This is a genomic window from Pseudomonas sp. p50(2008) (assembly GCF_015351605.1).
Taxonomy (GTDB): domain Bacteria; phylum Pseudomonadota; class Gammaproteobacteria; order Pseudomonadales; family Pseudomonadaceae; genus Aquipseudomonas.
This window is the reverse complement of sequence record NZ_JACMYF010000009.1, coordinates 368,684-381,751: the sequence shown is the minus strand read 5'-3', so window position 1 is coordinate 381,751 and position 13,068 is coordinate 368,684. Positions and strand designations below refer to the sequence as shown.

At 58.9% G+C, this 13,068-nt stretch carries 12 protein-coding genes; 7 read left to right on the top strand and 5 right to left on the bottom strand.

The features are described 5' to 3' along the window. The first annotated feature begins 720 nt into the window (after positions 1-720). Both H7698_RS25295 and H7698_RS25290 read left to right on the top strand, forming a co-directional pair. A complete protein-coding gene (locus tag H7698_RS25295) occupies positions 721-1,434 on the top strand; it encodes a response regulator (RefSeq protein WP_162438007.1) in 714 nt (237 codons plus the stop codon). Further along, positions 1,431-3,041, top strand: a complete 1,611-nt coding sequence (locus H7698_RS25290) for an ATP-binding protein (RefSeq protein ID WP_194693135.1) — start codon at positions 1,431-1,433, stop codon at positions 3,039-3,041. The genes H7698_RS25295 and H7698_RS25290 overlap by 4 nt, the downstream gene beginning before the upstream one ends. A 43-nt stretch (positions 3,042-3,084) precedes the next feature. On the opposite strand, the gene H7698_RS25285 is transcribed toward H7698_RS25290, so the two are convergent. Continuing rightward, positions 3,085-3,810: a 4'-phosphopantetheinyl transferase family protein gene (locus tag H7698_RS25285; RefSeq protein WP_208525863.1), complete on the bottom strand. Its 726-nt coding sequence runs from the start codon at positions 3,808-3,810 to the stop codon at positions 3,085-3,087. Positions 3,811-3,944: 134 nt separating this feature from the next. Then, a complete protein-coding gene (locus H7698_RS25280; protein ID WP_194693133.1) occupies positions 3,945-4,736 on the bottom strand; it encodes a dienelactone hydrolase family protein in 792 nt (263 codons plus the stop codon). A 146-nt stretch (positions 4,737-4,882) separates the two neighbouring features. On the opposite strand from H7698_RS25280, the gene H7698_RS25275 reads away from it, so the two are divergent. The 3 genes from H7698_RS25275 to H7698_RS25265 all read left to right on the top strand — a co-directional run bounded on the left by H7698_RS25275 (position 4,883) and on the right by H7698_RS25265 (position 7,626). Next, positions 4,883-5,485, top strand: coding sequence for a hypothetical protein (locus H7698_RS25275; protein WP_194693132.1), 603 nt, complete (start codon positions 4,883-4,885; stop codon positions 5,483-5,485). Positions 5,486-5,605: 120 nt separating this feature from the next. Further along, entirely contained in the window at positions 5,606-6,283 is a 678-nt protein-coding gene (locus H7698_RS25270) for a response regulator (RefSeq protein ID WP_194693131.1), read from the top strand. Then, positions 6,280-7,626, top strand: coding sequence for an ATP-binding protein (locus H7698_RS25265; RefSeq protein ID WP_194693130.1), 1,347 nt, complete (start codon positions 6,280-6,282; stop codon positions 7,624-7,626). The genes H7698_RS25270 and H7698_RS25265 overlap by 4 nt, the downstream gene beginning before the upstream one ends. Before the next feature lie 47 nt (positions 7,627-7,673). Here H7698_RS25265 and H7698_RS25260 read toward each other — a convergent pair whose 3' ends face one another. Then, positions 7,674-8,672 (bottom strand): AraC family transcriptional regulator, encoded by a 999-nt coding sequence (locus H7698_RS25260; RefSeq protein ID WP_194693129.1) that lies wholly within the window; start codon positions 8,670-8,672, stop codon positions 7,674-7,676. 338 nt (positions 8,673-9,010) lie between these two features. Between H7698_RS25260 and H7698_RS25255 the strand changes: the two genes are divergently transcribed. Beyond that, complete coding sequence (locus H7698_RS25255; RefSeq protein WP_194693128.1) at positions 9,011-10,345, top strand: dicarboxylate/amino acid:cation symporter; 1,335 nt, start codon at positions 9,011-9,013, stop codon at positions 10,343-10,345. Between the two features lie 143 nt (positions 10,346-10,488). Continuing rightward, the gene (locus tag H7698_RS25250) at positions 10,489-11,670 is read left to right on the top strand and encodes a CaiB/BaiF CoA transferase family protein (RefSeq protein WP_194693127.1); all 1,182 of its coding nucleotides are present in this window, start codon (positions 10,489-10,491) and stop codon (positions 11,668-11,670) included. A gap of 116 nt (positions 11,671-11,786) precedes the next feature. Here H7698_RS25250 and H7698_RS25245 read toward each other — a convergent pair whose 3' ends face one another. Both H7698_RS25245 and H7698_RS25240 read right to left on the bottom strand, forming a co-directional pair. Continuing rightward, positions 11,787-12,281, bottom strand: coding sequence for a SprT family zinc-dependent metalloprotease (locus tag H7698_RS25245; protein WP_162437946.1), 495 nt, complete (start codon positions 12,279-12,281; stop codon positions 11,787-11,789). A gap of 156 nt (positions 12,282-12,437) precedes the next feature. After that, the gene (locus H7698_RS25240; RefSeq protein WP_162437947.1) at positions 12,438-13,040 is read right to left on the bottom strand and encodes a Yip1 family protein; all 603 of its coding nucleotides are present in this window, start codon (positions 13,038-13,040) and stop codon (positions 12,438-12,440) included. Between the last annotated feature and the right edge of the window lie 28 nt (positions 13,041-13,068).

Here is a 13,068-nt window from a genome sequence, read left to right as displayed (position 1 = left end):
TTCTCTATGTTTGTTTGGGCACCGTCTCGGTGCCCACCGTTCCGTCCTGAAGCACTACAACCGGCGGGGGCCGGGCATACCAACTTCGGGACAGATCAGGAAGGGGCTATTGGGGCGCCGCTTCCATGCCGAAGTCTTTGGTCGCAGGCCTGGAGCCTGAAACCGAATTCCTTTTGGGTGACAGCAATTGACTGCAACACCCGTACCGTTTCGCCGTTTACGGCCCAAAAACAGTAGCCATCCGCACGAGCGGTTTGGTCTTTCGAAAATACGTTTGGTTCAACCAGAAAGAGGCAATAAAAGCGCTTGAAATTGGTGTCTGGTTTGTGTTTGGTTTTTTGTGCAAAACCCTACATGTAGGGTTTTTTTCGCGCCGGGGTACAAGATAGTGCGTTTTGGAGGGTGTTGCAACGTACTACCTGTGGATAAGCCTGTGCGTAAATTGTGTGTGAAACCTGGAATCAGCGTGTAGCCCGCGACCCTGCTGGAGTAGACCGTTTGTCATGGGTTTTCAGCGGTCGGAAACTGTCCGGTGGTTTTTTAAGGGCGCGAACCCTACCACAAAAAATGCCCATGTCCGAACGCATTTGCCGCCTTGTGTTCTGGGCGAGCGACGTTTATACAATCGGCCCATGTGTACGCATTTTCTTATCCTCCCCAATCATTACAAAAAGACGGGTGGATCCTTCCTTATTAGTGTTTCGGCAAGCAGAGGTCACCGTGGAGCAAGAAGCCTGGCAGGTTTTGATTGTGGAGGACGACCAGCGTCTGGCCGAACTGACCCGCGATTACCTGGAGGCCAACGGCCTGCGCGTTTCGATCGAAGGTGACGGGGCACTGGCCGCGGCCCGCATCATCAAGGAGCAGCCAGACCTGGTGATCCTTGACTTGATGCTCCCCGGCGAAGATGGCTTGAGCATCTGCCGCAAGGTTCGCGACCGTTTCGACGGCCCGATTCTGATGCTCACCGCTCGTACCGACGACACCGATCAGATTCTGGGGCTGGACATGGGGGCAGACGACTATGTGTGCAAACCGGTTCGTCCTCGGCTCTTGCTGGCGCGTATCCAGGCCTTGCTGCGGCGCAGCGAGGCGCCTGAGGTCGCCCCGGAAAAACAACGGCGTCTGCAGTTCGGTCCGCTGGTGGTGGACAACGCTTTGCGCGAGGCCTGGCTGCGTGACGCCAGTATCGAATTGACCAGCGCCGAGTTTGATCTGCTCTGGCTGCTGGTGGCCAACGCCGGGCGCATACTTTCCCGCGAAGAGATCTTCACCGCACTGCGCGGCATCGGTTACGACGGGCAGGATCGTTCCATCGATGTGCGCATCTCGCGCATTCGCCCCAAGATCGGCGATGACCCGGAGCACCCTCGGCTGATCAAGACCATCCGCAGCAAAGGCTATTTGTTCGTTCCGGAAGCCTGCACCCTGTGAACTCGATCTTCCTGCGAATTTACGGCGGCATGTGCGCGGCGCTGATTCTGGTGGCGGTGCTCGGCGTGCTGGCCCTGCACTTGCTCAATCAGGTGCGCAGCGAGCAATACCGCGAGCGCCTGGCTCATGGCACGTTCTCGTTGATGGCCGACAACCTGCAACCCATGAACGAAACCGAACGCCACCGTGCCTTGCTGGTGTGGGAGCGCCTGCTGGGTATTCCGCTGGCGCTGAAGACCTTCACCCAGACCGACCTTGATCTCACCCAGCGCACTCGTGTGCTGCGCGGCCAGGCGCTGGTCGAACAAACCGGGCCGCACGCGGCGGTGGTTTATCGGTTGGTCAGCGACAAGGAACAGTTGGTGCTGACAGGGGAAGTGCAGCAGATCAGCGAGCAACTGGCCCGGGCGACCATTTACCTGCTGGCCGACGAACTGGTGCGCGTCCCGGTGGCCGACCAACCCAAGCGCCTGGCGCAATTGAAAGAAGACAAGGGCTTCGGTTTCGACTTGCGACTGGTCACGGTCGATGACGCGGACATGGATGAGGACCAGAGCCGGCGGGTTTCCGAAGGCGACACGGTGATGGCGCTGGGTAAGGGGGGCGATTCGATCCGGGTGTTTGCCGGGATGGTGGGTACGCCGTGGGTGCTGGAGATCGGCCCGCTGTACCAGATGAACCCTTATCCGCCGGAGTGGCTGGTGCTGATCGCGGCGCTGGGTTTGAGCCTGATTGGTTTGATCGTTTATTTGTTGGTGCGTCAGCTCGAGCGTCGTTTGCGCGGGTTGGAAGCGGCAGCCACGCGCATCGCCAAAGGCAGCCTGGAAACCCGAGTACCGGCACGGGGCGTCGATTCGGTGGGGCGTCTGGCGTCAGCATTCAACGGGATGGCCGAGCACTTGCAGCAGTTGTTGGCGATTCAGCGGGAACTGGTGCGCGCCGTGTCGCACGAACTGCGCACACCGGTGGCGCGCCTGCGCTTTGGCCTGGAGATGATCGGTTCCGCGTCCACACCGCAAGCGCTGCAAAAGTACTGTGAAGGCATGGATCACGACATCGAAGATCTCGATAAGCTGGTGGACGAGATGCTCACCTATGCGCGCCTGGAGCAGGGCTCACCGGCCCTGAACTTTCAGCGTATCGATCTCGATGCGCTGGTCAATCAGGTGATCGAAGAGCTTGCGCCTCTGCGTTCGCAGGTGACGGTGCAACGTGGCTTGTGCCTGTCTGCGGCCGATTGCGACGATGCCTGGGTCGAAGCTGAACCCCGCTACCTGCATCGGGCGCTGCAAAACCTGGTGAGCAACGCGATGCGCCACGCCACGTCCAGGGTAACGGTCAGCTATCAGGTGGGGCAGCAACGTTGTCGGGTCGACGTCGAGGACGATGGACCGGGTGTGCCGGAAAACGCGTGGGAGAAAATCTTCACCCCGTTCCTGCGACTCGATGACAGCCGTACCCGTGCGTCGGGTGGGCATGGCCTGGGCCTGTCCATCGTGCGTCGGATCATCCATTGGCACGATGGACGAGCGTTGATTGGCAAGAGCAAAAGTCTGGGCGGCGCGTGCTTCAGCCTGAGCTGGCCGAGGAATCAGGAAAAGCGTTGAGCGCTCAGGTGTCAGTCAAGGCCTCTACGTCCCCCACAACGCTTCAAGCCTTGATGCTGACCAGACTCAACAACTGCCCATCCATGATCCCAAACTGTGCGTCCAGCTCAACCCCATTACGCCACTCACTCGACAGATCCGTCAGCAAGCGGATCCGCACATCCCCGGTCTCGCTCCATTCCAGCACTTCGGCGTGTTCAAAATAGAACCTCTGCTGCACGATCGGATACAGCGCCTTGAACAGGCTTTCCTTCACCGAAAATGTCAGCGTCACCAGCATCGCCAACTGATCTCGTCGACCCGCGGCCATTCTTTGCAACTCCGGGCCGGTGAGAATCTCACCCGCCAGACGCTCGGCCCGTTCCGGGTTGAGCAGGTTTTCCAGATCCATACCCAGACCGCGCCAATGGGTTTTCTTTGCGACAATCGCCGCGGCGCGTCCGGTGCTATGGGTAATCGAACCGGTGATATGCCCAGGCCATACCGGCGCTCGATCTTCGCCAATGGCCGGACTGAACCCCACGCCCTCCAACTGTTGCAATGCGGCTCTGGCGCAAATCCGCCCGGCGAGAAACTCCGCCTGCCGCTTGGCAACGGAGCGTTGGATGCTGGAGGGCGGCTCGATCGAACTGCGGCGAAAATCATCACTGGTCAGCTGAGAACTGTCGAAGTGAGTGCTCAACAAAATCGTATCAGGTAGCGCGATTGGCAACGGCCAATGGGCGTCGAGTGGGGTGCAGCAGGCGGGTAGGGCGGGGTCGGGATTCATGTCAGGCATTTTGCCGGGTTGCCTTCGGACTGGGTAGTGTCGATAGATCGTTTGTGGCGAGGGAGTTCCCACCCAGCGCGAGCAAGCTCCCTCGCCACCGGGAGCTTTGCTGTGCTTTTAAGCGCTCGGTGTTCCTAGGAGAAAATTTTCTTGAGGAACGCCTGCATATCCGCCCACGACTTTTCATCCGCCGCCTTGTTGTAGCCGATGTCGGGTCCACCATGGTCGCCATGACTCAGCCGATCCGCATCAGGATTACTGAACCCATGCTTGGCGCCCTCCAGGCTGACAAATTTGTAGTCCGCCCCGGCCTTGTCCATTTCCGCCTTGAACGCCGCGACGTTTTCCGGCGTGACCATGCTGTCCATCGCCCCGTGTTCCACAAGGATTTTCGCCTTGACGTTGCCCGGTGCTGCCGGTGTGCTGGTTGCCAGCGCGCCGTGGAAACTCACCACACCTGCCAACGGCAATCCCTGCCGCGCCGCATTCAAAACAACACCACCGCCAAAGCAGTAACCAATCGCCGCAATTTTGTCAGGATCGGTTTGCGGTTGTTGCTTGAGCAAGTCCAGCCCTGCCTGAAAGCGTGTACTGGCTGCGGCGCTGTCCTTGAGTGCGGCTTGCATGAAGGCCATGGCGTCTTTCGGGTGTTCGGTGTTCTTGCCATCGCCATACATATCAATCGCCAGGGCGCTGTAACCCAGACCTGCCAGGTCCCGTGCGCGGCGCTTGGCATAGTCGTTGAGCCCCCACCATTCATGCACCACCACAACGCCGGGTCGCGGTCCCTTGAGGGCATCGTCGTAGGCGTAATAGCCGATCAGCTTCGTGCCGTCGGCGCTTTGATAGGGGATTTCCTGAGTCTTGACGGCTGCTTGGCCGAGCCCGCTCAAGGCCAGTAACACGAAGGCAAGGAACGCACGCATGGTCGGATCTCCTGCGAGAAAATCATCGGAAAAACCTGGGTGATCTGGTTCAGCTTAGGTTCAGAAGGCGTTCAGGGGGAGTTCAGGGCGGGCTCAGTAGTCTTGCCTCACACCCAACGAGCACACAGCACATAAGGAAACTCCCCATGACTGGATTCAAAAAACTGCTTCTGGCGTTCACTATTCTTGGCGCAAGTACTGCTGCATACGCCGCCGATGACACCTTCGCCAGCCTTACTCTTGGACAGACCAGCGACAAGGTCAAAAAGTCCCACGCCCTGAACGATAACCTCAACCACGTGAACGCCGACGGCGTGATCGGCAAGGACGGCACCTGGGGTGTGCGTCTGGGTAAGCAAAACACCCAGGGCCGCTACTACGCTACCTACGACAACGTGTCGGGTTCGCACAACGGCATTAAACTGCGCCAGGAAAACCTCCTCGGCAGCTATGACCTTTTCTACCCGGTAGGCGGCAGTACCAAGCTGTTTGGCGGGGCCACAGCCGGTATCACCAAACTCACCCAGGAATCTTCAAGCTTCAGCCGCGACAGCAACATTGGTTACGCCGTTGGCGGACAATTGGGTGTCTTGCAACAGGTTTCGAAAAACACGTCGGTTGAACTGGGTTATCGTTACCTGCGAACCAACGCCAGCACCGAGATGAGCGAGCGTGGCGGCAGCAAGCAGGGATCGCTGGGTTTGACCAGCAGTGCCCAGACGTATCTGTCGGCGAACTACGCTTTCTAAAAAGCACGTCGCGAAAAGTCTGCGCCGGATCAACTCAAAAGGGTGATCCGGCGTCGCCATGTTAGCCGTCGAGGCGCGCCGTTGCGTCTCTGGAGAAGTTGATTTGCCTGGGAGAGCATTATGAAACTGCTGGTCGTTGAAGATGAAGCGCTGTTGCGCCATCACCTGCATACCCGCCTGACGGATATCGGCCACGTGGTCGAGTCCGTCGCCAATGCCGAAGAGGCGCTGTACCAGGCCGAGCAGTTCAATCATGACCTGGCGGTGATCGACCTCGGCCTGCCGGGTATGGGCGGGCTTGATCTGATCCGCCAACTTCGCTCGCGCGGAAAAACCTTTCCGATCCTGATTCTCACCGCACGCAGCAACTGGCAGGACAAGGTCGAAGGCCTGGCCGCCGGTGCCGACGATTTTGTGGTCAAGCCGTTCCAGTTCGAAGAGCTGGACGCTCGACTCAATGCCTTGTTACGTCGCTCCAGCGGATTCACCCAGTCAACCATTGTCGCCGGTCCGCTGCTGCTGGACCTCAATCGCAAACAGGCGTCACTCGATGAACAGCCGCTGGCGCTGACCGCCTATGAGTATCGGATTCTCGAGTACCTGATGCGCCATCATCAGCAGGTGGTCCCCAAGGATCGGCTGATGGAACAACTCTACCCGGACGACGATGAGCGCGATCCGAATGTCATTGAAGTGCTGGTCGGTCGCTTGCGCCGAAAACTTGAAGGGCCGGGCGGCTTCAAGCCCATCGACACCGTGCGTGGTCTCGGTTACCTGTTCAATGAGCGTTGCACTTGATTCGTTCGCTACGTGTTCGCCTGATGCTCGCCGCCACCACCCTGGCGGTGTTGTTCATGCTGGCGTTGCTGCCGGCGATGCAGGGTGCGTTCAGCCTGGCGTTGCAGGACTCCATCGAACAACGCCTGGCGTCGGACGTGACCACGCTGATCTCTGCCGCTCGGGTGGAAGACAATCGCTTGCAGATGCCGGCACAGTTGCCAGATGAGCGTTTCAACCTGACCGAGGGCCGATTACTCGGTTACATCTATGATCGCGACGGGCGCCTGGTCTGGCGCTCCAAAGGTACTCAGGAAGAGCACATCAATTACACCCCTCGTTATGACGGGCGCGGTAACGAGTTCGCGAGAATTCGCGAGACCAATGGGCAAGAGTTTTTTGTTTATGACGTCGAGATCAAACTGCTCGGCGGCAAAAGTGCAGCGTTCAGCATCGTTGCGTTGCAACCGGTGCGTGAATACGAAATCACCCTCGAAGGCTTACGGGAAAACCTCTATCTGGGCTTCGGCGCGGCCTTGCTGGTACTGCTGGCATTGCTGTGGATCGGCTTGACCTGGGGGTTGCGGGCGTTACGCCGGCTGAGCCAGGAGCTGGACGAGATCGAAGGCGGGACTCGAGAAAGCCTCAGCGAAGAACACCCGCGCGAACTGCTGCGCCTGACCGGTTCCCTTAACCGCTTGCTGCACAGCGAACGTGAGCAACGCAGCCGCTATCGTGATTCCCTCGACGACCTGGCCCACAGTTTGAAAACTCCGTTGGCCGTCCTGCAAGGGGTCAGCGAGGACATGGCCCAACGTCCGGAAGATCGCGATCAGGCCTGGGTACTGCAAACCCAGATCGAGCGCATGAGCCAGCAGATCAGCTATCAGCTGCAACGCGCCAGCCTGCGCAAGAGCGGTCTGGTGCGCCATCAGGTGCGCCTGCGTCCAGTGCTGCAGAGCCTTTGCGATACGCTGGACAAGGTGTATCGCGACAAGCGCGTGCGAGTGGCCTTCGATCTTCCGGAACATTGTTATGTGCCGATCGAGCAGGGCGCGCTGCTGGAAATGATGGGCAACCTGCTGGAAAACGCCTATCGCCTGTGCCTCGGTGAAGTGCGCATCAGCGTGCGTGATTCCCTGGGTGGCATCGAATTATGCGTTGAGGATGATGGGCCCGGTGTACCACCGAACCAGCGCGCGCGGATTCTTCAGCGTGGTGAACGTCTGGATCGTCAGCATCCGGGGCAGGGGATCGGGTTGGCGGTGGTCAAGGACATCATCGAAAGCTACGCCGCCACGCTGACATTGGAGGACTCGCCAATGGGCGGAGCGGCGTTCAGGATTCATTTTTCGGCGGTTTGACCGGGAGATTTGCAGATGCTTTCACGGGCACCTTCATCCGAAAACGCTCAATTCTCCTGCGCCCGATAAGCCCCCGGCGTCAACCCCGTCCATTTCTTGAACGCCCGATGAAACGCCGAGGGCTCGGAGAACCCCAACTGTTCGGCGATCTGTTGCAACGACAGGTCCGCGCGGCTCAGGTGATAAATCGCAATGTCCCGGCGCAACTGATCCTTCAATTCCTGAAAACTCGAACCCTCTTCCCGCAGATGCCTGCGCAACGTCTGCGCGCTGATGTGCAGGTGCGTGGCCACCGCTTCCAGATCTGGCCAACGAGCACTATCGCGACTGAGCAAGCGCCGCAATTGACTGCTCAAACTGTCGCCGTCATCCGGGCGGGACAGCAGGTCGGCGGGCGAGCGCTCAAGAAAGTGCTTGAGGGTTCGTTCATCCTGCAGCAGCGGCATATTCAGATAGCGACTGTGAAACACCAGGCTGCTCTGGGCCGCTGAAAACACGAGGGAGCACGGGAACAGCAGGTCGTATTCGGCGCCATGTTCGGGCCTGGGGTAGCTGAACGTCGCCTGTTCCAGTCGAATGCGCTGGCCAATCAGCCAGCTGCCGAGGCGATGCCAAACCATCAACTGGCTCTCGGTGAGGAAATGGTCCGGGTCGCGAAACTGCGAGTCGTCCAGGCTCAGGCGGATCATTTCGTCTTCACGGCTCAGGGTCAGCCGCGGACCCTCAGGGAATAGGGAATAAAACAATAAGCCGCGATTGAGCGCCTTATCCAGGTTTCGGCAGTGGATCAAGGCATGGCACATCATCGCGAAACTGCCGGGTTTGCTGGTCGTAGGCCCGAAACCCAGGTACTCGTCATCCATCACCAGCCACAGGCCCTGAATCAACTGGGTGAACTGTTCCGGGGCAATACGTGCGCGAGGCTCGTCGAGTAACTCGTGGCTGATGTTCAGTTGGTGCAGCAGGCTTGAATAATCGTACCCGCAGCGACGCGCACCACCCAGGGCGGCGCGGGCGAAGTGACTGGCGATGGTGCGTTCACGCATAGAAGGCAAGTCCGTCCATTGAACGGCGGATAGTAGACGCGGATTCGGGTGATGGACAAGGCGGATATCCGCCAAATCCCATGAAGTGATTGAGCAGATGGGCGGAAATCCGCCACTGAAGTGATGACCCTCGGATGTAACAAAAAACCTGTAACCCTTGATGTCAAAAGGCTCGCAGGTGATTTGGCGAAGGTGGCACGGGCCTTGCGATACAACGAGCAGATGCCTGCCGTCGCGCAGCTCGAAAAAACAAATCCCTCCAGTGCAGGAGGGTTCGCAATTCAGGTGTCATGACAACAGATGGATGTTGTTAGCCGGCACTCTTGAGGAACTTTGCAATGACGACTCGTCAGCCACTGTATAAATCCCTGTATTTCCAGGTGATCGTTGCCATCGCCATCGGCATTCTGCTCGGTCACTTCTACCCACAGACCGGTGTCGCCCTCAAGCCGCTGGGTGACGGGTTCATCAAGCTCATCAAAATGATCATTGCCCCGATCATCTTCTGCACCGTCGTCAGCGGTATCGCGGGCATGCAGAACATGAAGTCGGTTGGCAAGACCGGCGGCTACGCGCTGCTGTATTTTGAGATCGTTTCAACCATCGCCCTGCTGGTCGGTCTGGTCGTGGTGAACATTGTGCAACCGGGCGCTGGCATGCACATCGACGTCACCACGCTGGATGCCTCCAAAGTGGCTCAATACGTCGCGGCCGGTGCTGATCAAAGCGTCGTTGGCTTCTTGCTCAACGTGATTCCGAACACCATCGTCGGCGCGTTTGCAACGGGCGACATCCTGCAAGTATTGATGTTCTCCGTGATCTTCGGTTTCGCCCTGCATCGCCTGGGTGCCTATGGCAAGCCGATCCTGGACTTCATCGATCGTTTCGCCCACGTCATGTTCAACATCATCAACATGATCATGAAGCTTGCCCCTATCGGTGCCTTTGGTGCCATGGCATTCACCATCGGAGCCTACGGTGTCGGGTCGCTGGTGCAGCTGGGTCAGTTGATGGCCTGCTTCTACATCACCTGCCTGCTGTTCATCCTGATCGTGCTGGGCGGTATCGCTCGCGCCCACGGTTTCAGCGTGCTGAAAGTGATTCGCTACATCCGTGAAGAGCTGCTGATCGTGCTGGGTACTTCTTCTTCGGAATCGGTCCTGCCGCGCATGCTGATCAAGATGGAGCGTCTGGGGGCGCAGAAATCCGTAGTAGGTCTGGTGATCCCGACAGGCTACTCGTTCAACCTCGACGGCACTGCGATCTACCTGACCATGGCTGCGGTGTTCATTGCCCAGGCGACCGACACCCAGATGGACATCACTCACCAGATCACGCTGCTGGTGGTGTTGCTGCTGTCTTCCAAAGGCGCCGCAGGCGTGACCGGCAGTGGTTTCATTGTGTTGGCTGCGACACTGTCCGCGGTTGGCCACCTGCCTGTTGCCGGCCTGGCGCTGATCCTCGGTATCGACCGCTTCATGTCCGAAGCCCGTGCCCTGACCAACCTGGTGGGTAACGCCGTTGCCACCCTGGTTGTGGCCAAGTGGGTCAAGGAACTGGACGTCGACGTGATGCACGCCGAGCTGGCTTCCGGCGGTCGCGGTATCTCCGATGAGCGCGTTGAAGATGACCTGGGCGTCGCTGAAGGCCCAACCCCAAGCAACGTCAAATAAGACGGCTTGAAAATGAAAAACCCGCTTCGGCGGGTTTTTTTTGGCTGCGATTTGAGCGCAACGGTCACTGCGGCTGACGCATCAGGTGATTGCTGCAATGCCGTTGGCTGCCTAGGCTTGAGAGATCGCACCGGAGGTTACTCATGCTTGGTCCACTGGCATCACTCAAGATTCTGGATTTCTCCACCTTGCTACCGGGGCCGTTTGCCTCGTTATTACTGGCCGACATGGGCGCTGAGGTGTTGCGCATTGAATCGCCCACACGGATGGACTTGCTGCGCGTGCTTCCACCTCATGACCAGGGCGTTTCCGCCAGCCACGCCTACCTCAACCGCAACAAACGCAGTCTGGCCCTAGACCTCAAGCAGCCTGAAGCGCTGGAGGTGATCAAGCAGCTTTTGCAAGACCACGACATCGTGCTGGAACAGTTCCGCCCCGGCGTGATGGAACGGCTGGGCCTGGGGTATGAAGCGCTGAAGGCGATCAATCCGCGGCTGATCTATGTGTCGATCACCGGCTACGGGCAGACTGGCCCCTATAAAGACCGCGCCGGCCACGACATCAATTACCTGGCGCTGGCGGGACTAGCCAGCCACACCGGCCGTGCGGACAGCGGGCCGCTGCCGTTGGGCATGCAAGTGGCTGATGTCGCCGGTGGTTCGTTGCATGGCGTCATCGGCTTGCTGGCGGCGGTGATTGCCCGGCAACAGACGGGGCAGGGGCAGCATATCGACGTGAGCATGACCGATTGCGTATTCAGCTTGAACGCCATGGCCGGTGCAGGGTATCTGGCCTGTGGCGAAGAGCCGGGTCGTGAGAATCAGATGCTCAATGGCGGCAGTTTCTACGACTATTACCGCACCCGTGACGGACGCTGGCTGTCGGTGGGCAGCCTGGAGCCCCCGTTCATGAAGCAATTGTGCACAGCATTGGGTGTGGAGGATCTGGCGGCGTTGGGGCTGTCACCGAAGCCTGCGCAGCAAAAAGCGCTGAAAGACGCGCTAAAGATCGAATTCGAAAAACATGACTATGCCGAGTTATGTGCACTGTTTGCTGAACTCGATGCGTGCGTCGAGCCGGTTCTGAGCCTGGGCGAAGCGGTGCGGCATCCGCAGTTGCAGGCGCGGCAGTTGGTGGCGCAAGTGCCGCGAGCTGATGGGACGACTCAAGCGCAGATGGCCTGTCCGTTGAAGTTTTCAGAGGGCCTGCCTGAACCACGGCATATCGGTGCGGCGTTGGGGGCGCATACGGATGAGGTATTGGGGGAACTTGGTTTCAGCGTTCAACGGATCGAAGAATTGCGGCGTGCCAAGGTGGTTGTGTAGGGGGGCTGAAGGCTCTATCGCGAGCAGGCTCACTCGTACACTGGAAGTGTGGCGCGCCGAAGATCCAATGTGGGAGCCTGCTCGCGATGAGGCCAGTACAAACACCATAAATCCAGCTACTCGACCCGCATCTCGCCACTGAACACCAACGTGCTGCGGCACCGTCGGCACAAATACCGCCGCCCCTGTCTCACCAATCCATGGCGCTGGGCGGAGAACGGGAAGTCGCTGTCCACGCACGGGCATTTGTAGATATAGCGGGTCACGCTTCGGCGTTTGACGTCATAGGTGTGGCAACGATTGGGTGGCAATTCGTACACGCCGCGCATGATCAGTTGCCACTCTTCGCCATGGGGCTGGATGCGGTCGCCAAATAACTGATGGGCGATCAGGTGCGCGACCTCGTGAGCCACGGTTTGCTTAAGGAAGTCTTCAGTGTTTTCCCGGTACAGCTGCGGATTGAAGCGCAACAGGTTCTCGTGCAAATGCGCGACACCGGCTTTTTGCCCGCGCAGCTTGAGGCTCACCACGGGGCGTTTGAATGGACGTTTGAAAAAGGATTCAGCGAGTAGGTAACAATCTTCGACGCGGGTATTGAGTTGCTCGGGCATGCTTGATGGGTCTCCAGAGAGGTCGAGTATGCCGCAACCCTGGGTGCTTGCGAATCGCCCAAGCGCCGAATGGTCGTCGCCGTTCTCCATCCAGGCACATCAAAAGGCCGCCTTGCGGCGGCCTGTATTGGCAGATCTTATAGTTTATGTGCGCGGTCAGTTGGTATAGACGGGCCCCACGCCCAGTCCCCAGACAATCACAGTGAACGCCATGATGGCCACCAGGACCACCAGCCCTACGGCGAGCACCGAACTTGAAAAAAGGAATCCCTCGTCAGATGGAATGTTCATGAACGTCGGTAGCCCCACGTACAGCAGGTACACCGTGTAGCAGATGGCCGCGGTGCCGACGATCATTCCGAGCCACATGTGTGGATACAGCGCCGCCAGCCCGCCAATGAACAGCGGTGTCGCGGTATAGGTCGCAAACGCTACGCAACGCGCCAGGCTCGGGTTGGCATCATAGGTGCGGGCCATCCAGTGGACGAACGCGCCCATTACGGCAACTCCGCCGAGCATCGCCAGATACGACATGACCGTCATCCATAGTGCGCTTTCCTGAGTCAGCATCACCGGCGCTCGATTGCCAATGACCCAGCCGACTTGCGTGGTGCCGATAAACGCCGACACGGCAGGAATCGCCGCCAGAATCAGGGTGTGGGTGAGATACATGTGGCTGATGCTTTCCTCCTGGTCGCCACGGATCTCCTTCCATTCTTGGTCAGGGTGGGTGAAGAGCCCCACTACGTGATGGATCATGCCAGTCACTCCTCTTGTTTTTACCGTC